The following is a 24203-nucleotide window of genomic DNA, read 5'->3' as shown; positions in this document are numbered from 1 at the left end:
AAAAAGCCCGCAATCTGCGGGCTTTGTTGTTATTGCACTTTAAACTGGGCGACGACGCTGCTGAGATTGCGCGATGTGCCGCTCAATTCATCACTGACCGCAGCGGCTTGTGATGCATTGCCATTAAGCGTGTGAATAATGTCTTGAATCGCCACCATATTGCGGCTAACTTCATCGGTCACTTGACGCTGCTGCTGAGCGGAAGTGGAAACGTGAATATTCACTTCATTAATTTCGGTCACCGAGTCTGTCACTTCATTGAGCGATAGCATAACTTGTTCGGTATGCTCTGCGGTGGCTTCACAACTTTGACGCGTCACGTCCATCTCATTAACCACACTGTTGGTCGTCTCTTTAAGCTTTTGCAGCATCTCATTAATCTGAGACGTGCTCTGCTGAGTGCGTCCGGCCAATGCGCGAACCTCATCGGCAACGACTGCGAAACCTCGACCTTGCTCACCAGCACGCGCCGCTTCAATCGCAGCGTTCAGTGCGAGTAAGTTGGTTTGCTCAGCAATTTCACCAATCACTTGCAGTACCGTACTGATTTGCTTGGTGTCTTCATCCATGGTGCTGATGGTCGACGACATCGAGGTCACTTGCTCAACTAAGTTGCTCACGCTCTCAACGGCGTTGGCAACAGTTTGCTTCGATTGCTCAGAGTAACGGTTTGCTTGCTCAGTCAATTGGGCCGCGTTTTCTGCACTTTGGGCGATAGAGACCGCGCTGGCGCTCATCTCTTCCACTGCCGTGATGACTTGCTCTGTCTCTTGCGTGTGCTGATTTAACGTATGCAAATTCGACGATGACTGCTGGCTAATATCACGCACCGCAGAATCAATACCTTTCGAAGAGTCCGACACCTCAATAAACATGGTCTGCAACTTCTCGATAAACTGGTTAATCGAACTGGAAATCTCGCCAATTTCATCTTGCTTTTCTACGCTAAGACGGCGAGTCAAATCGCCATTTCCTTGCGCCAAATCCGCAACCAGTTCTTTCAGGCGCATTAGCGGTTTGAACGAGTACTGCAGCAGCAACACACTCAACACAACAATCACGACGCCGATTACCGCTAGCGCAATAGTCACATTCCAACTCAGCGACGCGGTGTTGGCTGCGATGCTGTCATTGTCAATGTAACCGGTCAGTTGCCAAGTTTGCTCACCCAATTCAATCGAGCGGTTTACTGGCGTAAAGTTACCCGCCTGAGTGTTTGAAAAGATTTTGATGTTACCTGCGGTCAATTCCGCATAGCTGCCTTGATACGTGTAGACATCGATCACCTTGCCAAGATCGGTCAAGTTAAGCACAAAAAAGTCGACCGAATCATCCAAGCGTTTGATTGAAAAAGTAATCACGGGTAAGCCGTCCATCATGGTAACGGGGCTGATCTTGATTTCTTCTCCGTGTGATTCCGCTTGTGCGATAAACTGCTCAGCGGCCTCATCACTCATGTTACCACTGTCATCAAATGCATAACCATTGACAATTTTAACGATACGATAAAAGCCTGAACTCTCTTTCGTTTCACTAATATCCATCATGCTAAAGTTTAGGCTAGTTGCGAGATTAAGCTTGCTTTGCAGATCCTTTTCTAGCTTCTGCTGAATGAGGTCAATACTGTGAGTAATGCTTTGTGTATCAGTACGTTGTATATAGTGGCTAATGAAATAATTTACGCTGATAAATGATGTGAGAATCGTAGTAAAAATAATAGATATGATGAGTACTACGATTTTATTCTTGAACGAAATGTTCTTCATGACACTTTACATCCTTAAAAGTGAAGATTGCATAAACTTGCATCCTTGATGGGAAAATATCTAATTTATTTAACCAGTTAGATAACGTTCCGCTGACAATGGTAAGCCAGCGAAAACGTTGGCGCAATGACCAATCGTCTCTTTTACCGTCCCCCTTCTATTAAATTGCAGCCCATGCCACACTTCATTGAGAGGACGTGTGATCACACACCGCGCATCATTAGATCACAATTTGATAACATTTTTGCTTCTCTGCTTCTAAAACCAATTAGAATAAAAACTCAATGTTGTGATTCTGATTAGGTGAATAATGGACGATTTACTCAAAGACTTTCCTGTTATAACGAAAGTACCAGTTGCTTGGGGTGAAATGGATGCCCTCCAACACGTGAATAACGTGGTTTATTTCCGCTATTTTGAAACCGCTCGCTTGGAGTACTTTGATAAAATCAAGCTTTTGGTCAATATCGCCGACAGTCACATTGGTCCTGTGCTTGGGGAAACCAGTTGTCGTTATAAGCTGCCCATCACTTACCCAGATACCTTGCTGATTGGTTCGCGCGTTGTGGATCTGCAAGATGACCGTTTTACCATGGAGTATCAAATTGTTAGCCAAAAGCTAGAGCAAATCAGCACCGTGGGGAAAGCAACCTGTGTGATGTTTGACTTTAAAAACAACAGCAAAGCGCTCGTCCCAGACATCGTCAAGCAAGCAATATTAGATTTAGAAGAGCAACACTAAGCCCTTGACCTTAACCCTAGGGTAAGCTCTATACTCAGTAAATCTTTTTGACTTAATGGTGCGATATGAGCGTTTCTCTGACTCGCAAAATTTGGATTTCTCTATTCAGTATTCTCGCAATGCTGATGTCGAGCTTTGCATCCAGCGCACCACTGATGACGTTTCAAATGCTGTCAAGCAGTTACGTTGAAACCGAAGCGGCCACGCATTGCGCGATGACCTCTTCATCTGAGATGAGCCATCACCAAACCAATCAAACGCATTCCAATCAACCCGCGCAGCTATCATGTGATTCGGGTAGCGATAAGGCCCACAACTGCTGTGGATCGGTTTGCGTGACTGTGTTTGCATTGTTTTCGCCACAGGACCAACTCACTCACCTCACCTCTTATCTCGCCCTGATCCACCCAGAAGCCCATGGCCACGCAATCTATCGCCAAGCTTCGCTCTATCGCCCCCCAATAGCGTAAATCCGTTCGTTTTTTGTCCTCTTCTCAGCCTTGACTGAGAAGTCGTTTACTCGTGCGCTTTGCACATAACAACGGATTACACTGTGAAAAATATTGCGACGATAGCAGCGCTCTCTGTCAGCTCTGCACTATGGGCGTCCAATGCTTTGGCGGCAACACAACCCGTAACGCAACAGCATTTGGTGCCACCGACACTCCCTGAATTAATTCACTCAGCTCTGAGCAATGACGCGACTCGTTATCAGTTTTATGCTCAGTCACAAGCCATGCGCGAAACCGGCGTGGCTGCCTCAACGCTCATGGACCCAAAACTGAAAATGGGCTTTGGGGGCTTGCCTGTCGACAGTTTCAAATTTGATGAAGACCCAATGACCAATGTGTCAGTTGGGTTGATGCAGCAATTTGAACGCGGCTCAACCTTAGAGCTGCAACAAAAGAAAGCCAATACACAAGCCGACGGTATCGCGGCTCAAGTTCAAAATCGGGAGATCGATGTCGTCAACCGTATCACTCAGCTTTGGGTTGAACTTGGCTACCAGCAGTCGGCGCAACGCATTCTTGAACAAAACAAAGGATTGATGCGTGAGATGGAGCGTTTCATTCAGACCAACTACGCCATTGGTAAAAGCGAAGCGCAAGATCTACTCAATGCCCAACTGCAGATCGCCAAACTGGATGAAAAACTCCAAGCCAATGGCCAAATGCAGCGCCGCATTATCTCGCAACTCTCAGAATGGCTAGGATCTGAGTGGATTCGCTCGGCGCAAAATATCCAAGCTGACAATCAGCTCGATTGGCATAAACTTGAGCGCATTGTGGAGCCCAATTCCGTCGACCACTACCGCCGCTTAAACCAGCATCCAATGGTCAAAATGGCAGACATCAACATTGCGGCAAACCAAACCCAAGTCGACATCGCTGAACAAGCCTATACGCCCCAGTTTGGTGTTGAAGTCATGTACGCGCACCGCCAAGCGAACAATATGATGGGCGAACCGGCTTCCGATCTAGTCAGTGCCTATTTGACGATGGACATTCCGCTGTTTACGGGCAACCGCCAAGACCGAAATCTCGCGGCGGCTCAGCATCAAGTTGGGGCGGCGCAGTCTCAAAAAGATTCACTTCTTTCGCAAATGAATGCACAAGTGAATGCACTGCTTGTTGATCGCGAGAACCTTCAGCAACGTCTCGACCGCTATACCGACACGCTTCTCCCTCAAGCGAACGCGCGCATCAAGGCCGTCGAAAGGGGTTATCAAAACAACACCGCGCAGTTCAATGATGTGATTTCAGCCACCACCGACGAACTCGCTCTTCGAGTCGAACAAGAGCGGTTGATCGCCGATCTCAATATCACCAACAGCAATCTTGCAGCCTTGCTGGGTGGTTTCGAATACCAAGTTTCTCAACCTCAACTCAGCAAATAGAAGGTAACCCAATGAAAACATTACAAGTGGCAACTCTTGCCTTGCTGGTTGGCGGCGCACTCGGCTTTGTAGCCAATCAGCATTTCATTTCCGCCAATCATGATATGACGGCGATGACATCGGCAAACGCAGCCGACAGTAACGAACCGCTCTACTGGGTTGCGCCTATGGATCCCAATTACAAGCGTGACAAGCCAGGTAAATCTCCCATGGGCATGGATTTGATTCCAGTCTATGCGGAAGACTTAGCGGGTGACAATGACAAACCCGGCACGGTAAAAATCTCTCCTGAAGTTGAAAACAATTTGGGGGTAAAAACGGAATCCGTACTTCGTGAGCCATTGAGCCCACGCATTGAGACTGTCGGTTACATTGCCTTTGACGAAAGTCATCTATGGCAAACCAACGTCCGTGTTGCTGGCTGGGTTGAGAAACTCAATATTAACGCAGTAGGGGAAAAAGTAGCCAAAGGCGATGTGCTGTTTAGCTTGTACTCGCCAGAGCTGGTAAAAGCCCAAGAAGAACTGCTCAACGCCTACCGAACCGGACGCAGTGGCTTAGTGAAAGGAGCGACTGAACGTTTAGTTACGCTTGGCGTCGATCGCAGCCAAATTCAAGCCATTAAGCGCAGTGGCAAAGCCTCACAAACCATTGAGATAAAAGCTCCCGCGGACGGCGTGATTGCCAGCCTAAACATCCGTGAAGGTGGTTACCTTTCCCCTGCTCAAGCTGTGATTAGCGCAGGCCCACTCGATAATGTCTGGGTCGACGCAGAGGTGTTCGAGCGTCAAACCCATTGGATGAAAGCGGGCAGCCAAGCAACCATGACACTCGATGCGATTCCGGGCAATGAGTGGCAAGGCGTGGTCGATTATGTTTATCCCATTCTCGATCCAAACACTCGCACATTGCGCGTACGCCTCAAGTTCCCCAATCCAAACGGTGAGCTCAAACCCAACATGTTTGCCAACATTGCGCTGCAACCTGTTAGCGACGAATCTGTACTGACGGTCGCGAAATCGGCGGTGATTCGCTCAGGGGGCATGACTCGAGTCGTGCTTGCTGAAGGAGAAGGCAAATACCGCTCCGCACGTATCGAAGTAGGTCGTGAAGCAGGCGACAGAATTGAAGTGTTGCAAGGGCTGACTCAAAACGATCGTATCGTCACTTCTGCCCACTTTATGCTCGACTCAGAATCGAGCCAGTCGGCCGACTTATCGCGCATCAACGGCATAGAGCCCCCCGCTGAAACCGTGTGGGCCAAAGGCGAAATCACAGATGTCATGGCAGGGCACCGCATGTTAACCCTCAACCACCAGCCTGTCCCAGAGTGGAACTGGCCAGGGATGGTGATGAACTTCAATCTGGCAGAAAACGTAGACATGAGCGATCTCAACAAAGGGCAAGCGATTGAGTTTGAGATGAAGAAAACCAATTCCGGTCAGTATGAGATTGTCGATATCAAAGCAGACAACAGCATCATTGCCGCAGAAGTATGGGTGACGGGTGACATCACCATGTTGATGGCGGATTTTGGCATGATCACACTCAAACACTTGCCGGTCGCCGAGTGGAACTGGGAAGCGGGGGAAATGAACTTTTCGGTCGGTGAAGAGGTGAACTTATCTGGATTTGAAGAAGGACAAACGGTTCGCTTTCTAGTTGAAAAACAAGGCTCTGACTATCAGTTGAAGAAACTTGAAGCGGTAGAGGGCTAACCATGATCAGTGCAATCATTCGTTGGTCGATTAGCAATCGATTCTTAGTGTTACTTGCGACATTCGCGATCGTATTGGGTGGACTTTACAGTGTAAAAAATACCCCAGTGGACGCGATTCCCGATTTGTCGGATGTGCAAGTTATCATCAAAACAAGCTATCCGGGTCAAGCGCCGCAAGTGGTTGAAGACCAAGTCACCTACCCGCTCACCACCGCAATGCTCGCGGTTCCGGGAGCAGAGACGGTACGTGGCTACTCGTTCTTTGGCGACTCCTACGTCTATATCATATTCAACGATGATACAGACATGTATTGGGCTCGCTCTCGAGTACTCGAATACTTGAGTCAAGTCGCACCTAAGCTACCGCCAAGCGCGAAACCAACACTCGGCCCTGATGCAACAGGTGTGGGCTGGGTCTACAGCTACGTCCTACAAGATAAAACCGGGCAGCATGACCTTGCCCAGCTGCGCAGCCTGCAAGACTGGTTCTTAAAGTACGAGTTGCAGACCGTAGCCGGCGTTTCAGAAGTGGCAACTGTCGGCGGCATGGTCAAACAGTACCAAGTACAAATCGATCCCGCTAAGTTGCGCGCTTACGATTTGACGCTGCAACAGGTCAACATGGCGATTCAAAACGGCAACCAAGAAACGGGCGCGTCCGTCATTGAAGTTGCAGAAGCTGAGCACATGGTACGCACGACTGGTTACCTCAGCAGCATCGAAGACATCGAATCTTTGCCGCTCAAAGTGACCAGCAAAGGCACACCACTCTTGCTTGGGGACATTGCAGACATCAATCTTGGCCCACAGATGCGTCGTGGCATTTCCGAGTTCAACGGTGAAGGCGAAGCGGTGGGTGGCGTGATTGTGATGCGATTTGGCGAAAACGCCAGCGAGGTGATCCACAATGTCAAAACAAAACTGGCAGAACTTCAACGCAGCCTGCCAGACGGCGTGGAGATCGTCGCCACCTACGATCGTTCAACCTTGATTGATGCCGCAGTAGAAAACCTATGGAAGAAACTGGCGGAAGAGTTCATCGTTGTGGCGGTTGTCTGTGCGCTGTTCTTGTTCCACATTCGTTCATCACTGGTGATCGCCCTTAGTTTGCCTGTTGGGATCCTGTCGGCCTTTATTGTCATGCACTGGCAAGGTATTAACGCCAACATCATGTCTTTGGGCGGCATTGCAATTGCCATAGGCGCGATGGTCGATGGCGCAATTGTGATGATTGAAAACGTTCACAAACACATAGAACGTACCCCGCTAACGGACAAAAACCGCTGGCAAGTGATCGGCAAAGCGGCGGAAGAAGTGGGGGCTCCCCTATTTTTCTCACTGCTTATCATCACGTTAAGTTTCGTGCCAGTGTTCGCACTGGAAGGTCAAGAAGGCAAGATGTTCTCGCCACTTGCTTTTACCAAGACGTATGCAATGGCCGCGGCGGCAGGCCTCGCTATCACCTTGGTGCCGGTTCTGATGGGTTACTTTATCCGTGGCAACGTACTCCCGGAGCATAAGAACCCGGTGAACAAAGGGTTGGTCGCGCTATACCGACCTCTGCTGAACCTGAGTCTGCGCTTCCCTAAGACAATGATCCTGTTAGCGGTGGCGTTAATGGCATCGGCTTACTATCCAACCAGCAAACTGGGTAGCGAGTTCATTCCGCCATTGGACGAAGGTGACTTGATGTACATGCCGACCACTTACCCCGGCATCTCCATTGGTAAAGCACGTGAGCTACTGCAGCAGACCAACAAGCTCATCAAAACCGTTCCTGAGGTGGAAACCGTTTGGGGCAAAATTGGCCGCGCCGAAACGGCAACCGACCCTGCCCCATTAACCATGATCGAAACCGTCATTCAGCTCAAACCGAGAGAAGAGTGGCGAGACGGTGTGACCACGGAGTCGCTGCGCAAAGAGTTTGATCAGTTGGTGCAGTTCCCAGGATTGACCAACGCATGGGTCATGCCAATCAAAACTCGCATCGACATGTTAGCCACCGGTATTAAAACACCAATCGGTATCAAGATTGCGGGACCTGACCTCAAGGTAATCGAACAAATTGGCTCAGAGTTAGAGCCCATTTTGAACCAGATTTCAGGTACGGCATCTGTCTATGCGGAACGCGTTGCGGGTGGACGCTATGTCACCATTGACATTAAACGTCGCTCCGCGGCTCGCTACGGCTTAAGTATCAAAGATGTCCAGCAAGTCATCTCTACAGCGGTGGGCGGAATGAACGTGGGTGAGACCGTTGAAGGACTGGAGCGTTATCCAATTAACGTCCGCTATCCACAAGATTACCGAGACTCGGTAGTGAAACTGCAAAACTTGCCACTGGTGACTCCGAACGGTGCACGCATCGCTCTCGCCGATGTGGCTGACATTCGTTACGAAGATGGCCCACCGATGATCAAAACCGAGAATGCACGCCCGAATGGTTGGGTATTTGTCGACATTGATGGCCGCGACTTGGGCTCTTACGTGGTTGAAGCGCAGCAAACTGTCGCTGACCAATTGCAACTTCCTGCGGGCTACTCGCTCACTTGGTCGGGTCAATACGAATACATGGAGCGCGCCAAAGAGCGGTTGAGTGTCGTGGTGCCTATCACTATTGCCATCATCATGCTGCTGCTTTACTTCAGCTTCCGCCGCGTCGGAGAAGTGATGATCATCATGCTTACACTGCCGCTCGCGATGGTGGGAGGCTTATGGCTGATGCACTACCTCGGCTACAACTTCTCCATTGCGGTTGGGGTTGGCTTTATCGCCCTTGCCGGTGTCGCGGTCGAGATTGGCGTGATCATGCTGGTTTATCTCAACCAAGCGTGGCACTACAAAAAACTCCACGCAGAAGAAGAGCAAAAAGCGCTCACTGCGAAAGACCTTACCGATGCCATTCGCGAAGGCGCGGGGCTACGCGTTCGCCCTGTGATGATGACGGTGTTGACTGTCATCATTGGTCTCATCCCAATCATGTACGGAGACGGCACAGGCTCAGAAGTGATGCAGCGAATCGCCGCACCAATGATAGGAGGTATGGCCTCCGCGCTTCTACTCACGCTGTTGGTCTTACCGGCTCTGTTCAAACTCTGGAAACAACACGAAGTTAACTAACACCAAGCAATCGTATGTCGAGCTAATGAGCTGCTCGACATACGCAATACCCGATTAAAAGAGGAACACACCATGAAAAAAACACTGATTACCCTAGCGATTACCATGTTCAGCACAGGCGTACTTGCCGATGCAATGGATCACTCAAAAATGGACCATGCGAATATGGGCCACGGTGAGATGAAGATGGATCATAGTAAAATGGATCACTCGAACATGATGAATATGGAAGGTATGTCTGAGGTTGGAATGCCTGCCAAGGGCGCAAAACCAGACAAGGTCGTGCACGTTATTTTGACTGATGACATGAAAATCAACTTCAAAAAAGAAGTGAAGATCGAGCCAAATGACGTGGTGCAATTTGTGGTGATGAACGCTGGAAAAATTGACCATGAGTTTTCCATTGGTTCAGCACAAGAGCAACTGAAACACCGTGAAATGATGAAGAACATGGGCAGCCACGCGCACGATTCTGGCAGCACTGTCACTGTAAAACCGGGCAAAGCTAAACAGCTTTTATGGCACTTCCACGGCGATAACAATGTTGAGTTTGCCTGCAACATTCCCGGCCACGCAGAAGCGGGGATGGTGAAAAAGATCACCTTGTAGTGATCAATAAAGTCGCCAGCAAAACCTGGCGACTTTCGCTTTTCCTGCGTTTCAGTCAGAAGCCGCGTTACTTATAAACCAGCTCAAAAGTCACAAGGACAAGTTCTGTCGAGTCATTAAACTCAATGCCATACGCAGACGCGCAATCTTTAGTGAAAAAGTCATTGTGTGCTTTGTACCACCACTCGTAAGTGCCATCCCCTTCGCCTTCCGACTCAGCGAACTCGCGACTGACCTGCCCAAACAGACAAAAATCCACATCGGTGATTTTGACAATACAGACTGGGTTCTTTTCCCAATCCAATACAATTTGGTGTTGACCAACTTTAGGCAGCGGCTCTCCTTCAATTTTATAGGCTTCTTTCACGCTGCACGTCGCGCGCTTTTTGCCAATTGAAACAAGTCTGGCACACTCATTGGTGTTGTACTCATCATCACAAAAATAGGTGGTTTCTACGCCGTCAATCTCCGCCAGTTGAGACGCTGATAAAGTGCTGATGTAAGACTGAAAATAGTCTTCATATCTTTCTTCCATGACTCATTCTCCGTTGAATCTCTAGTATTAGTTTGAATGACAGAAAAGCCCGCACAAACGGGCATCAGTAGGGCTGGGGCTTAATTCTTGGTTCAACGATTGTACTTCTCTTTATTAAGCACTTCTTTCATGGTGTGGGTAGCCTCCAGATCCACACCGTGAATATTGGCAAGCGCGCAGACATAGTACAGAACATCGTATAACTCTTCTGCTACCGAGCCTTTAAGTTCTTCAAAGCTTGGTTGCCCGCCAGTGCCACTACGAATCGCTTCCGACAACTCCCCTACCTCTTCAATCAGTTTTAAGAAGTAGTGCTCGGATTGTTCAGGGGCGTAATCGAACTCTTTTATGTGGTTTTGCAGCTCCGATAACTTCATAACATCCTTTTCTTTGGTCTATCATTCGCTTGGTGATGCATTTTATAAACCTTAATTACATAAAATCAAACACTTGATGAGCAACCCTACGCTTAAGTCGTAAGAGTAAAAGTGCGTTCAACCCCACTCTCGCGAACAAAATCCTCATCATGGCTGACAAGAATAAAGGTACCTTGGTAGCGTTTTAACGCATCAGCCAGCATCTGCTTCGAGTCGAGGTCTAAGTGATTGTCTGGCTCATCGAGTAGTAAAATAGGTGATTGAGGCTGATGACTAACGATCAGCATCGCCAATTTCATCTTCTCACCGCCACTGAGCTCACTCACCAACCGAAACACGCTGTCCGTACGAAAGCCAATCCCGGCAAGCAATGTTCGCGCGTCACTTTCTAGCATCCCTTCACAGTGGTGCGTCATGTTACCGAGTAGTGAACGCTCCAAACTCAGCAAGCCAAAATGCTGGTCAAGATAACAAACTGCACGATTGACATGCAGCTCTCCGCTTTTTAAGCCCATCTCCCCCGACAACACTTTGAGTAGCGTAGATTTCCCCGAACCATTCCCACCTGAAAGATGCAACTTGCTGCCCGCCTCCAGCGCGAGATTAAAAGGGGTACCCACTCCAAAAGGAAGCACCGCCGCCACCATGTTGAATACATTACCGCGCCCAGATGCCCCTTGTTCAAGGTATAGCCTTTGCTGCTTAACGTTTTCATAGCGTTCACTGAGCGCCCGCTGTTTTTGCTCAAGCTTGGTTCGGCGACTGTTCTCGTTTTTGTGCCGATTCGACACCGAGTTTTCCGCGCTGTTCTTCATGCCATCGAGAATCAACTTGGATTGGCTCCCTGATTTGCGTATTTTGTTCCCTTGAGACTCTCGCTGCTGCGCTTTTTCGCGATTTTTCTGCGCTTGAACCTCCAGTCGATGCTGCTCTCCTCTTACCGCATCCAGTTGGCGCTCGAGTGCATTACGCTCTCGCTGTTTTTGCTCCTCATACGCATCGAAATTGCCGCCATATTGGGTTAAACCCAGTTGGCTCAGCTCCCAAATCTGGTCCATTTGCCGTAGCAACTGTCGATCGTGGCTGACCAACACAAGATGGCCTTGGAATTGATTCATCTGCTCGATCAACCACCGCTTTGCCAATTGATCAAGGTGGTTAGACGGCTCATCCAAAATGAGCAGTTCGACGTCTGACTGAAACAGCTTCCACAGCTGCAATCTGGCCAGTTGACCACCACTCAAACTCTTGCAAGAAAAATTGGGGTTAGGTGGTAAGCCAAGGGCATCTAACTCATCATTTAACGCCTGTTTAAGCTGCCAATTTTCACCGACAATCTCGAACCATTTAGGATCGCAATCGCCCTTCTCAATGCGTTCAATTGCGTGAAGCCTCTCTTGGTAACCAAGAAACTCGGCAATACTGATCGAGCTTTCAAGTAGCTGAGACGGCAATTGGCTGTAGCACGCGACACTGGCCGAAGTAACGACACTTCCCGAGGTCGGCGTGCGTTTTTGAGCGAGCATGTCTGCAAAGTAGGATTTACCAATCCCATTTCTTCCGACTAAACCCACTCGCCTTGCTGACAGAGTGCATGAGATATTTTCGAACAGCACATCGCCATTGTTGAACTGATAACTGATTTTGTGCGCTTGTATAACTGGCATATTTGCCTCCTGTAAAACAGGATTAGGCGTAGCGGCTGCAATGAGTTCGATCCAATTTGTGCTCTACGAGCCAACATGGACGCGCACCTATAAAGGTACATAACGTGTTGATGCTATTAATAAGCTAAGACGAAGCTACGCCGACTAACCCTGTGAAATCCAAAATATGATGTAAAGGTGGATAACAGGTGTTAGTTGTTCATATTGGCGTAAACTCCTTAAGAAATGATGCGGCGATTATAGAGCAGTTTTTCGCCACATAGCAAATAAAACGCGACCAGTTGCAACACGGCTTCAATCTATTTGATCAAGGCCGGCCAAAAAGGGATTGTGGTTATTCAATCTGCTTTACTGTAATTCGATTTTGAAACTCAAACACGCGCTCAGCACACACATCAATACACCGCCCGCAACTGATGCAGTTCTGGTCTAAGACGCGTTTATCACCTTCTTTCAGCGGTTGGCGCAGCACTTCTGGTTCGGGGCAAACGTAATAGCAATCCATACATTTAGTGCAATCTTCACGGCGAACAGCAGCCACTCGTAGCAAGCTCTTGCGCCCTATCACCCCGTAAGTCGCCCCCAGTGGACATAAATGGCCACACCAGCCGTGTTCAACCAACAGCAAATCGAGCACAAACACCAAGCCAACCAGCACCCAGCTCGCCCCAAATCCAAACACCAGCCCGCGATGTAGCGCGGCAACAGGATCAATCCAAGCCCATAAAACACTGCCCGAGACGGCACTACCGATCAGCAATACGGGAATCAACCAGTAGCGCAGCTGGGGCGACCAACGGTAGCTGGTTTTGATATTGAGTTTACGACGCAAAAACGCCGCCAGATCGGTGACCATGTTCATCGGGCAAACCCAGCCGCAAAATGCTCTTGGGCTGATTAGCGCATAGAAAACCACCACAATGACTACGCCCACTAGCGCCGTCATTTCTGGTAAGTGCCCTGCGGCTAGGGTTTGTAACACAATCAGAGGATCACTCATTGGAATCACATCAAACAAGTTACTCGAAGAGAGATTGCCTTTTAGTACTCCTAGCGTTGGTCCTGCCATAAACAAAGCGACGATCGTTAACTGACAGACTCGTCTAAGCAATAAAAAACGGTGCGCTTGCCACCAGCCTAAGGTTTTTATTGCATCTTTTCCGGCATCTTTAGCGAGGTTCTTAGCCATTACAACTTCCCTCCCAAGGTTTCCAGCGCTTCGGTCGGCACTTCAGGCGCACTGTTCTCTAGTGGCTTTTTGATCTCTTCCCAACCAAGTTGGTAGTGAGCGCCCATTTTGCCTTTGGCCAATTCTGTCGGGATAATTTTAATCGCCGCCACTTCAGTGACACACGCTTCTTCACATTTACCACAGCCGGTGCATTTATCTGAGTGAACAGTGGGAATCAGTTTGGCGTGATAACCGGTTCGTTCATTACGGATATGTTCAAGCGTGATTGCTTCATCAATCAAGGGGCAAACTCGGTAACACACATCGCAGCGCAGCCCCTGCCAGTTCAAACAGCTTTCATGGTCGATGAGCACCGCGGTGCCCATGCGAGCATCGTCAATATTGGTTAAGTTGGGGTCTAGCGCACCAGTCGGACAAACGGGGACACATGGAATGTCTTCACACATCTCACACGGGATTTCCCGCGCATTAAAATACGGCGTGCCTGACTCGACCGATGAGAGGAGTGTGGCAAGCTTTAGGGTATCGTAGGGACAGGCTTGTACGCATAATCCACAGCGAATGCACGCTTTTTCAAACTCGCCTTTTGGCAGAGCACCCGGTGGCCTGATCGGCACGCCAGAACCATCTCTCGCTTGGCTTTGCATCGACTGAAGCCCAAGTACCGTCGCAGCTGCACCAACGCCCGCTGCCGTTCTTGCCGCATCTCGTAAAAACCGACGTCGGCTTTGCGATGTTTTTGATTTTGCATCCGTCATGGCTTACTTCCTTACCCCAGCAGATCACTTTGCTCAACGAGCACGTTAAGCATAGCAACCACAATTATGATAAGGATATTTTCACGACACGTGATAAGGGCATATACCTCCAAAGAGGTGTATGAGAGATGACTTGATAAGAATCAACTAATGGGCTTGTTTGAGGGCGCATATTGGTCAACTAGCACGGAAGCAGAGCGCTGAAAACAAATACAACACCAGTGGTCAAAATGATAAAAATGCAATAATTGAGTTTTTTGTCACACGAACTTTCCTTGCTAGGCATTATCCTTATAGAATGTAAGGCTTTGTGAATTACGCTGCGGGGGTCTTATGATAGAAATCATAATCGACGGCAAATATCGAATTGTGGAAGAGGGTTCAACCCTTCTAGAAGCAGCCAAAGTATGTGGGGTAGAGATCCCTTCTTTATGCGGGCTAAATAAATCTAATCAGAAAGTGCCTTGCGACCTGTGTGTGGTAGAGGTAGAAAGCGGCGGCACTCAGCGCGCCTGCGAACTCGAAGTCTACCGCGGTCTGAATGTTAAAACGCAATCAGACCAGTTAAGCGAGCATCGCCGTCAAGCGCTCAACCGCATCATGCAAGATCACTATGCTGACTGCGAAGCGCCGTGCAAAACTGCCTGCCCAGCTGGGGTAGACATCCAATCGTACCTTTACTTCATCGCACAAAACGATCATAAAAAAGCGATTGAAGTGATTAAACGCACTCTGCCGATGCCACTATCGATTGGCCGCGTTTGCCCTGCCTTTTGTGAAAGTGAATGTCGCCGATCCTTGGTGGATGAGTCAATCGCCATTCGTCAATTGAAACGCCACGCCGCAGATGCCGACCTAGCAGCACAAGAAGCCTACACGCCAGCAAAGAAAGCCGATAAAAACCTCTCTATCGCCATTGTCGGCAGTGGTCCAGGAGGCTTAACGGCGGGCTATTATCTTTCCAACGAAGGCTATGACGTAACCGTATTTGAGTCGATGCCAAAAGCAGGTGGCTGGCTACGTTATGGCATTCCTGAATATCGACTACCAAAAGCGATCCTCGATAAAGAAATCGAGCTGATGTGCCGCAATGGTATGCAGATAAAAACCGAGCAAAAGCTTGGCGAAAACCTATCGCTGAGCCAGTTGAGTGATGACTATGATGCGGTCTGTCTTGCGGTTGGCGCTTCGTTAGCTGTCGAGATGAAATACCCAGGCAGTGAACTTGCTGGCTGCTACCTTGGGGTCGATTACCTAAAAGACTTTGTCACCGATCAAACCTACACCACAGGTGAAAAAGTGGCGGTGATTGGTGGCGGTAATACTGCGATTGACTGCGCGAGAACCGCTCGCCGCGCAGGGGCAGACACCACAATTATCTATCGCCGGACGCGCGAAGAGATGCCAGCCGAAGACTACGAAATTGAAGAGGCTGAGCACGAAGGCGTTAAGTTTCTGTTTCTAACCAACCCGGCTGAAAACATTGCAGATGAAAACGGCCACGTGAAAGAAGTTCGCTTAGAACGAATGGCGCTGGGCGAGCCCGATGCGTCAGGTCGCCGCAGACCAGAGCCAACCGGAGAGTTCTTCACTCAAGCATTTGATACCGTGATTGCCGCTGTCTCACAAAAGCCTGATTTAAGCTTTCTAGAAGGTGACGATTTATCGATTCCATTAACTCGATGGAACACGTCCGAGTCTGATCCACAAACCATGCACACAGGTACAGGCAATATTTTCAGTATTGGTGATTTTCGCCGCGGCCCAGCGACGGCTGTTGAAGCGGTTGGAGACGGCCGAATCGCCGCCAAAGCGATCGACCTGTTCCTCAATGGCGACATGGCCGATATGCCAGCGCCAGCCTTCAACTCGCGTAAAGAACAAAAACTGGCGCAAGTGGATCCAATCCACTTCGAGAACTTCCAAAAAGTGGCTCGCTCAATCATGCCAGAGCTCACCCCAGCTCAGCGCGAACAGAGTTTTGATGAAGTCGAGCTCGGCTTTGACAACGAAGAGGCCATCAAAGAAGCGGCGCGCTGCCTTGAATGTGGTTGCCAAGCCAACACCAGTTGCGATCTGCGAGACTACTCAACTGAATATGGTGCAGAGCAGCACTTTGAACTTGGCCTTGAAGTGAAAAGTCATCACGATTGGCTCAATGTAAGAGCGAAAGATCCGCGCCATAAGTTCAGCGTTGACCGCAGTTCTGAGTTCATTGAATTCGATGCCAACCGCTGTATTAGTTGCGGTCAATGCATTCAAGCCTGTAGTGAACAAGCGGTGCATGGCATTCTCAACTTTGTCCATGACCAACATGGCCGCCCTGCACTGCGCCCTGATGACAGACCGCACTTTGGTTCAAGCAAAAATGGGCGCTTGCTGATGGGCGATTCCAACTGCGTTCAATGTGGTGCCTGCGTTCAAGCGTGCCCAACGGGTGCCATGGTAGACAGCCGTGACCGCGCTCAAGGACGTGAGGAAGTATTGAAAAAGGTCGACACCATTTGTACCTATTGTGGTGTAGGCTGTAAATTGACCATGCATGTTGATGAGGCAAACAACCAAATCATGCGTGTTACTGGGGCGCAGTCCCCGGTCAATGAAGGCATGCTTTGTGTGAAAGGGCGTTTCGGCTTTGATTTTATCAGTGATGATGCTCGTTTAACCACGCCTCTGATTCGTAAAGATGGCTGGCTACAACCCGCAAGTTGGGATGACGCCATTGCGCTTATTGCTAAGAAGTTCACCGTCATCAAACAAGACTTTGGCGGCAACGCACTCGCGGGGTTCTCATCCGCTAAAACCACTAACGAAGACAACTACGCTTTCCAGAAGTTTATTCGCCGTGAGCTTGGCACCAACAATATCGACCACTGCGCACGCTTATGTCATGCCTCCAGCGTTACTGGTCTTGAAGCGTCTCTGGGTAGTGGTGCCATGACCAATGACATCCCGAGCATCAAGCACTCGGATGTGATTTTTATTATCGGCTCAGATACCACCTCGGCTCACCCTATCATCGCTTCTCACATCAAGCAGGCGATTCGCCACCACGGCGCACGCTTGATTGTGGCGGACCCTAAGCGCATTGATATGGCGGATCACGCCGAGCTCTATCTTGCTCATCGACCGGGGACTGACGTGATGCTGCTTAACGGTATCATGCAGCAAATCATCAAAAATGGTTGGTACGACCAAGAGTATATTGAGGAGCGCGTGGACGGCTTTGACACCCTACTCCAAGAAGTAATGTCTCCTGCCTATGCGTTAGACAAAGTGGAGTTGGTCACGGGGGTCAGTGGCGACGACATCTTTGCTATGGCACGTATGATCGGCACAGCCGAGCGCACTGCGGTTTACTACTCCATGGGCATCACCCAGCATACAACCGGACACGACAATGTTCGCTCGATTGCTAACTTACAGCTTCTTTGCGGCAACATCGGCATTGAGGGTGGCGGTATCAACCCGCTGCGTGGTCAATCCAACGTGCAAGGTGCTTGTGATATGGGCGCACTACCCAACAATTACCCAGGCTATCAGAAAGTCTACAACCCAATGATTCGTCAGAAGTTCACTATTGAATGGGACGCGCCAAACCTTCCTTCTGAGCCAGGTTTGACGCTAACCGAAATCATCGATGGTGCCTGCAATCGAGATGTGCGCGGCCTTTATATCATGGGTGAAAACCCTGTACTGAGTGACCCGAATCAAGCTCACGTTATTGAAGGATTGGAGACGCTCGACTTCTTGGTGGTGCAAGACATCTTCTTAACTGAAACCGCTCAATATGCCGATGTTGTGTTGCCATCTTGCTCGTTTGCCGAAAAATCAGGTCACTTCACCAATACCGAGCGGCGAGTACAACGCGTCAATCCAGCAGTGAAAGCACCAGGAGAAGCCAAAGAAGATTGGTGGATCATTCAACAAATCGCTAACGCCATGGGTGGGGATTGGCACTACAAAGAAGTGTCAGACATCACCAGCGAAATCGCTCGCATGACACCACAATATGCAGGGCTTCGTTGGGAGGCGATCACCCCAGATGGCGTGCAGTGGCCAAGCAACAAAAACAACCCAAACGGCACGAGGATTATGCACCAAACCCAATTTACTCGTGGCAAAGGACAAATGGTTGGGGTGCCATTCCGCTATGCGGCCGAACTTCCGGACGAGGATTTTCCTTTAGTCCTGACGACTGGGCGTGTGCTTGAGCAATTCCATACCGGAACCATGACGCGCAAAACCAAAGGTTTGGATAACTTAGCCGGTCCAAGAGCTATGATCAGCGTCCAAGATGCAGAAGCGCTAGGCATTAGCAATGGTCAACGCTTGCGAGTCTCCACTCGACGCGGTTCAATTGAGATTGATGCCTTTGTGACCAAGCGAATTCAGCAAGGTGTGGTGTTTATTCCATTCCATTTTGTTGAATCGCCTGTGAACCGATTAACCACCACCGCAACCGATCCCCATGCGAAAATACCGGAGTTCAAAGTGGCAGCGGTCAAGGTAGAGACAGTAGAGCCTCAAGCTACGCACTAAAAGCAAAAGCCGACGTTATCGTCGGCTTTTTCATATGGTTAATAACAATTAAAAGTGCTCGCGTACAAAGGCTAACGCATCGTCGCTGTTATTGTAGACGTGACTGTCGATCCCCATCGCTTTGGCGGCAGCCACGTTAGCCTCACTGTCATCAATAAACACCGCATTGACGGGATTGCCTCCGGCCAGTTGCAGAGCAATCTCAAAAAACAGTCGATCGGGCTTAGCGACACCAATATGTGAGGAACTAACAACAAGATCGAAGCTATCTTGCAGTGAGACAGAGGCGAGATCTGCTTCTAACTGAGACGTACCATTAGTCACCAATACGAGTTTACTCTCAGGGGTATGTTGACGAATCCCTTCTATTAACGGCGTATCAATAAACCACTCCGCTTGATTCCATATTTTCACCAACTGTGCCGCAGCCTCCTCACCCCAGTGGCGCGCCAGTTGCTCAGTGACTCTGTCACACCATTGCTGATGAGAAATCTCACCGCATACCGCTAAATTCAACAGTTCGGTAGAAAACGCACACGAATACAATGCGCCCTGAGAAATCCCTAGTACCGCTTCTGCCTGAGAAACTTCGTTACCGGGCCACTGCCTAATCACCCCATCAAAATCAATTAATACAATACTCTTCAACGCTCACCTCCATGTGATTGTCTCACGCTTTCGCTTTTTCTATTTGTTTTACTACTTTATAGCCAAAGCCCGAGATTAACTCATTGATACGATGCACATTTCCACACTCCCCTTGCGCTAAACGCAAACAAAGTTCTATGGATGTGACATCATCAGGGTAGTATTGGCGCAAAACCTTGGTGATGGAGTCCAAATCACTCAACCAGCTATTGTCTTGCTCTGCGACAAGTAAATAGGCACTGCGCAGCAGTTTTTTGCCCAACACTTTCGCGTTGGCTTTTTCATCTTGAGTTTGAATAGACTCGAGTTCAGATTCGAGCACCTGCGGAAGATCCTCATTGAGCTGCCAAGCGATCCGTAAGCTCGGTTTATGAAGACGAAATCCAGTCGATAGGTCTTGTCCCCATAAGCAGCAACAGCAATGTTTGAGCCAAAACTGCCAACGGTACTCTTCCTCTTCCGCCAGCACTTCTTGTAGGTGCCCAGGGTCAAAGTCCAGCTTGCTAATAGCGGAATATTGCGAGGTTAGCTCATCGGCAATACGTTGCAGCTGCTTATGGTCATTTGAAGAAAGCGGTTGATAGAAAACTACAGAGACATCCAAATCTGACTGGCCAAACACAGCCTTCCCCCTTGGCACACTGCCATAGAGATAAACGCTATGCAACTGGTCTGGAAAGGTCTCTTTCAAACGTCGCAGCATTTGCTCCACTACCGAAGAAAAATCCGGCTGGATGTGTTCAACGCTGTATGGATTATCAATATAGCCTTGGCTAGTGAGTCCTTTATTTTCAAACATGCAGCTCTCCCTAGGCACATCAAATCTATTAAACTAACAGCTCCTGATAGCTACTGATTTGTTTAATTGACTGGCTTAAATCATTGTTGCCATTAAAGCTATGATGAATTGCAACCACATCACAGCCTGCCGAAACACCCGCGCTGATTCCTGCGTGAGAATCTTCGAAAATCACCGCCGCCTCTGTAGGTAAATCCAATTGGGAAAGTGCCAATAGATAAGCTTCAGGGTCAGGCTTGTGCTTGGAAACATGCTCTTGAGTAATCACTACATCAAAGAGTTCATCAAGATCTAGCGCGCGTAAGATGTTGTCGACCATCCAAGTGGCCGCAGAGCTAACAACCGCGCATGTTTTTCCTTGCTCTTTGAGATATTGAAGATAAGTCAAAGCTCCATGATTAAGCTCCAGTTCACTGGAAAGCAATGCCTCATAATGAGCTCGAAAATGCGTATTAAATTCAGCTAAATCAGGCGAAATACCCGCATGTTGAAAGAAATGTCCTGTGACCACAGGCCAACTTTCACCCATCACTTGCTTGTAAATATTGAAATCGACCTCTGCGCCATAGTCCGCGCACGCTTTTGCTAACGCCAACCCTTTTAATGGCTCCGAATTAACTAAAGTGCCATCCATATCAAACAAAAACGCTTGGTATTGCTCCACGGTTATCTCCATATACAACTAATTTTATGAATGAGCTCTCACATATACAGATTCATGACGTTAATTGCAAAGATATCACCCAAACAAATGATAACATTAGATTTTATAGCTGATAACAATTAAGTCACAATGCAAACTAAACTACTTACTCTAGCAGTAATGCTGCCAATTTTGGGCGGCTGCGCTTCAATCTCCTTAACTCCTGCCAATGGTAACGGAGCTCTGCTGATAGGCTCCGATGTACAGAACAACGGCGGGCATCACCCATGTAGAAAAGTGGTCGTCTCTCTTTATGAAATGATCAGTGGTGGCGAATATAGCGAAACCCCAATTGAATTGGAGTTTATGCCCAAGCAAAATGAAAATTACTATGTTTTCTCAGATATCAAACCGGGATATTACGTTGCCAAGAACATGCGTTGTTATTCTCAAGCCGGACGCTATTTCAATGATGGTGAACAATTTCTGGATGATAGTCAGAGCTTTGGGGAAACCGTCGAAGCCAATAAGATTACTGTAATGCAGTACTCTTATTACGGTAGAAAGTATAACGATGGTAGTTTCTCTGCCTACCTAACTTATGATAAGCCTGATTTGAAAGAAACTGGCATTTTGGCCGAACTCGAAAGTGACCCAAACTTTGCTGGTTGGGGCATTCGAGACTAAATCACACCAGAGCGATTACAGAGCGCCAAAACGAACAAAGCCGACCTTGTGGTCGGCTTTATTATTTGGGAAGTTGGTTATTCTAGAACACCACTAGCAACGCCGCTAGTACTCCCATCGTTAGCTAAGAAATCACTGACCAGACTTCTCATCGCCTGTATTTGGGCAACATCTGTTAAATCAGATTTAGGGACGATAAATGTACTATGTGTTCCTGCATCACTGAATTTGGCAAACAATCGCGAACCTGTAGTTGTACGCGTCGCTTCAGTCAACTCTGTAAGGCCGAGACTACTACCCAACCCTTGAGTCCCAACAAAACTCGCGGTATACGACAGTGGTGTTAATCCATCATCAGCAAGCCCATTATTTGGTACAGTTCCATCTTTATCTACTTGGAGCAACAAAGTTGGGTAAGAGTCGCTTGTATCAAAATAACCACTAGCATTTATCATCGAATGAGGATCGACCGTATCAACGAGAGTCTGTGCGGCAACCTTAAATGGAACCAGTTTGGACTCTAGCTCTTTCGCAAGCTCTGGTTGTTGGAGTACGAATCCGTTGTAGCAATCCTTGTCACTTAAGCTGTTAGCTTTACAAACATCCGCAACTTGAGTTTTGTAGTTTGCATCCAACTCTTTCGCTAGATTGTGTTTAATTTCTGGACCGAACTCTTTTGATGCAAAAAGCAGTTCAGCAATATGTCCACCCGCATTTGGGTATGCTGCAGACTTAAAGCCAAATGCACCGACTTTCTGTGCAGTGGCAACGGATGTTAAGCCTGTAATGCCACCCAACGAATGCCCTAAGAACTTGATTGAGTCGTTGGACAAAGTCACACCGTCTAGTGGTGTTCCAGAGAAATCATTGCCTGGCAAAGAAAGGGCCATACGCAAACCAATCACATCAAGTACACTCTGGCGAATGTTGTCTCGCGCAACTGGCAGCGCTGACAAGTTAAGATAGTAAAGTGCATTATCCGTAGTCGAGATCGCTCCACCAGCTAACGCACGCGAGCCATGAATAGGATGATCAATTGCGATGACAGCCAAGTTTTGCGCCGTCAAGTTAGCGGCAAACGCATAAGCGTTCTCTTTGACCGTCGTAATACCATGTTGATAGACAACAACACCATCCGGCGTACCCGTAGTTGGAGTAAACAACAACACATCGACTGATTCCAACGATTTAACCTTAGGGATCGGAGAATATTGGGTAACAATGCGCTCTTTATCCAGTGCGCCGCCCTCTACAGGATCAGTAAGGTCAACGCCCATTAATGCGGTAACCGATAGATTTTGTGGGTCAATGCTCTTAGATACCAACTGAGCAATTACGCTATCTTTGGTCTTATCATCAATCAGAGCATGGTTCAAAATTGCTAAACTCGGCGTTGCTGATTCAAACGGTGTCGTCGCAAAAGTAGAGGGATTGGTTTCAAGGAAATGCGGTAGTTTCAAAGTACCTTTAGTCACATTTACTTCATCGAAATTTACGCTTCCAGCCGCGTAAACCGCCTGCACCGCACCGATAAACGCTGCGGCATCCGTTTCACCCTCTTTGCTTAGATACTTCTTAACATTGGCGTCATTTTGCAGTGCAGCAAGAAAACCCGTTGTATTTGCTGTATCGAATGACAATGAGTAGGCATCACTTAAATCTACGGCATTTGGGTTCGCAGACCCTTTCCACAAAGCATTAAGCGCATTCGTTGGAGCAACGGAAGCCAACACACCCGCTGTAGCCTCAACAACGTCCCCAACAGATGTTGTTGTAAACCAAGAAGAGTAAACAATTTTTGTCGTATCAACACCCACTGCATTTGCCAATGCTTCCTGACCTTTGATAAGAGACTGCGCGCTCGCTAGATCCCCTGATGTATAAGTCACTGTATTGGTCTTTAAACCCGCATAGCTTTGAGAGGTACCAACGGGATCACCATTCACATCTGTCACGTCATCGGTGATGATAAGCAAATATTCAGACTTCTCATCAAACGGTACAGTCGGAGCAATCGCTAGTGTGCTTCCTTGCTTGTATACAACATAGTCCGTCGTCGCAACAGGAGTAGGGATTAAAGGTGTTGTACTTGTATCGGTAAGTTTCTTAGACAGTTTCAGTAGGGTGACACCTGTAGGAACAACACCAGCCGTTTCTCCAAAACCAGCTCCTTCAAACGAAATGTAGATAGGCATAGTGGTAGAAAAACCGTCAGCATAATTCAGTGCGGCACGAGGGTTGGAAATACTGTCGTCGCCTCCAGTCGGAATTTTTAGTGTTCCATCAACAGAATCAAACAACAAATTGTTATTAAGGGGTACTGATGCATTCGCCCCTTTCAAAGCCATCTTTTGTGTAGTTGAACGTGCTAAGGAGGTTTCTAAGTAGGCTTCTAACTTTTGATTCTCGGTGCCAGAACTTTGGGTGTTGTCACCACAACCCGCCATTAAGATAGCGGAGCAAAGTAGAGATAATTTCAGGGTATGTTTCATCTTTTGTCT

Annotated in this window: 18 protein-coding genes; 8 read left to right on the top strand and 10 right to left on the bottom strand. The window is 48.4% G+C overall.

The window, feature by feature from the left end:
* Positions 1 to 29: 29 nt before the first annotated feature.
* Positions 30 to 1766 carry a methyl-accepting chemotaxis protein gene (locus RJ47_RS11980; protein ID WP_039484030.1) on the bottom strand — a complete coding sequence of 579 codons (1737 nt, stop codon included), beginning with the start codon at positions 1764 to 1766 and terminating at the stop codon, positions 30 to 32.
* Positions 1767 to 2076: 310 nt separating this feature from the next.
* On the opposite strand from RJ47_RS11980, the gene RJ47_RS11975 reads away from it, so the two are divergent.
* The 6 genes from RJ47_RS11975 to copI all read left to right on the top strand — a co-directional run bounded on the left by RJ47_RS11975 (position 2077) and on the right by copI (position 9854).
* Positions 2077 to 2508, top strand: coding sequence for an acyl-CoA thioesterase (locus RJ47_RS11975; protein WP_039484028.1), 432 nt, complete (start codon positions 2077 to 2079; stop codon positions 2506 to 2508).
* A gap of 65 nt (positions 2509 to 2573) precedes the next feature.
* Positions 2574 to 2978: a hypothetical protein gene (locus RJ47_RS11970; RefSeq protein WP_039484026.1), complete on the top strand. Its 405-nt coding sequence runs from the start codon at positions 2574 to 2576 to the stop codon at positions 2976 to 2978.
* Positions 2979 to 3061: 83 nt separating this feature from the next.
* The gene (locus RJ47_RS11965; protein WP_156143319.1) at positions 3062 to 4405 is read left to right on the top strand and encodes a TolC family protein; all 1344 of its coding nucleotides are present in this window, start codon (positions 3062 to 3064) and stop codon (positions 4403 to 4405) included.
* Between the two features lie 11 nt (positions 4406 to 4416).
* Positions 4417 to 6123 carry an efflux RND transporter periplasmic adaptor subunit gene (locus RJ47_RS11960; RefSeq protein WP_039484022.1) on the top strand — a complete coding sequence of 569 codons (1707 nt, stop codon included), beginning with the start codon at positions 4417 to 4419 and terminating at the stop codon, positions 6121 to 6123.
* A 2-nt stretch (positions 6124 to 6125) separates the two neighbouring features.
* Positions 6126 to 9245 carry an efflux RND transporter permease subunit gene (locus tag RJ47_RS11955; protein ID WP_039484019.1) on the top strand — a complete coding sequence of 1040 codons (3120 nt, stop codon included), beginning with the start codon at positions 6126 to 6128 and terminating at the stop codon, positions 9243 to 9245.
* Positions 9246 to 9317: 72 nt separating this feature from the next.
* Positions 9318 to 9854 carry a copper-resistant cuproprotein CopI gene (gene copI / locus RJ47_RS11950; protein WP_039484017.1) on the top strand — a complete coding sequence of 179 codons (537 nt, stop codon included), beginning with the start codon at positions 9318 to 9320 and terminating at the stop codon, positions 9852 to 9854.
* 67 nt (positions 9855 to 9921) lie between these two features.
* Here copI and RJ47_RS11945 read toward each other — a convergent pair whose 3' ends face one another.
* The 5 genes from RJ47_RS11945 to napG all read right to left on the bottom strand — a co-directional run bounded on the left by RJ47_RS11945 (position 9922) and on the right by napG (position 14383).
* Entirely contained in the window at positions 9922 to 10389 is a 468-nt protein-coding gene (locus tag RJ47_RS11945) for an ASCH domain-containing protein (protein ID WP_039484015.1), read from the bottom strand.
* 92 nt (positions 10390 to 10481) lie between these two features.
* Positions 10482 to 10766: a MazG nucleotide pyrophosphohydrolase domain-containing protein gene (locus tag RJ47_RS11940; protein WP_005469508.1), complete on the bottom strand. Its 285-nt coding sequence runs from the start codon at positions 10764 to 10766 to the stop codon at positions 10482 to 10484.
* A 92-nt stretch (positions 10767 to 10858) separates the two neighbouring features.
* Positions 10859 to 12433, bottom strand: a complete 1575-nt coding sequence (locus tag RJ47_RS11935) for an ATP-binding cassette domain-containing protein (protein ID WP_039484013.1) — start codon at positions 12431 to 12433, stop codon at positions 10859 to 10861.
* Positions 12434 to 12767: 334 nt separating this feature from the next.
* Positions 12768 to 13622 carry a quinol dehydrogenase ferredoxin subunit NapH gene (gene napH, locus RJ47_RS11930; protein WP_039484011.1) on the bottom strand — a complete coding sequence of 285 codons (855 nt, stop codon included), beginning with the start codon at positions 13620 to 13622 and terminating at the stop codon, positions 12768 to 12770.
* On the bottom strand, positions 13622 to 14383 hold the full coding sequence (napG, locus tag RJ47_RS11925) for a ferredoxin-type protein NapG (RefSeq protein WP_038136000.1): 762 nt from the start codon (positions 14381 to 14383) through the stop codon (positions 13622 to 13624). The genes napH and napG overlap by 1 nt, the downstream gene beginning before the upstream one ends.
* 333 nt (positions 14384 to 14716) lie before the next feature.
* Here napG and fdhF point away from each other — a divergent pair, with 333 nt between their 5' ends.
* The gene (fdhF, locus tag RJ47_RS11920; protein ID WP_039484010.1) at positions 14717 to 18925 is read left to right on the top strand and encodes a formate dehydrogenase subunit alpha; all 4209 of its coding nucleotides are present in this window, start codon (positions 14717 to 14719) and stop codon (positions 18923 to 18925) included.
* Between the two features lie 48 nt (positions 18926 to 18973).
* Here the strand turns inward: fdhF and RJ47_RS11915 are convergent, their stop codons facing one another.
* The 3 genes from RJ47_RS11915 to RJ47_RS11905 are packed head-to-tail and all read right to left on the bottom strand — an operon-like array spanning position 18974 to position 21048.
* On the bottom strand, positions 18974 to 19573 hold the full coding sequence (locus RJ47_RS11915; RefSeq protein ID WP_039484007.1) for an HAD family hydrolase: 600 nt from the start codon (positions 19571 to 19573) through the stop codon (positions 18974 to 18976).
* 22 nt (positions 19574 to 19595) lie between these two features.
* On the bottom strand, positions 19596 to 20372 hold the full coding sequence (locus RJ47_RS11910) for a nucleotidyltransferase domain-containing protein (protein ID WP_039484004.1): 777 nt from the start codon (positions 20370 to 20372) through the stop codon (positions 19596 to 19598).
* A 28-nt stretch (positions 20373 to 20400) separates the two neighbouring features.
* Positions 20401 to 21048: an HAD family hydrolase gene (locus RJ47_RS11905; protein ID WP_052237943.1), complete on the bottom strand. Its 648-nt coding sequence runs from the start codon at positions 21046 to 21048 to the stop codon at positions 20401 to 20403.
* A gap of 117 nt (positions 21049 to 21165) precedes the next feature.
* On the opposite strand from RJ47_RS11905, the gene RJ47_RS11900 reads away from it, so the two are divergent.
* Positions 21166 to 21702: a hypothetical protein gene (locus RJ47_RS11900; protein WP_039484000.1), complete on the top strand. Its 537-nt coding sequence runs from the start codon at positions 21166 to 21168 to the stop codon at positions 21700 to 21702.
* A gap of 77 nt (positions 21703 to 21779) precedes the next feature.
* Here RJ47_RS11900 and RJ47_RS11895 read toward each other — a convergent pair whose 3' ends face one another.
* Positions 21780 to 24194 (bottom strand): VolA/Pla-1 family phospholipase, encoded by a 2415-nt coding sequence (locus RJ47_RS11895; RefSeq protein ID WP_039483998.1) that lies wholly within the window; start codon positions 24192 to 24194, stop codon positions 21780 to 21782.
* Positions 24195 to 24203: the final 9 nt, after the last annotated feature.

This window comes from Vibrio sinaloensis (assembly GCF_000808535.1).
GTDB lineage: Bacteria > Pseudomonadota > Gammaproteobacteria > Enterobacterales > Vibrionaceae > Vibrio > Vibrio sinaloensis_D.
Note: the sequence above shows the minus strand (reverse complement) of the source record. Positions and strands in the feature narration are given on the sequence as shown.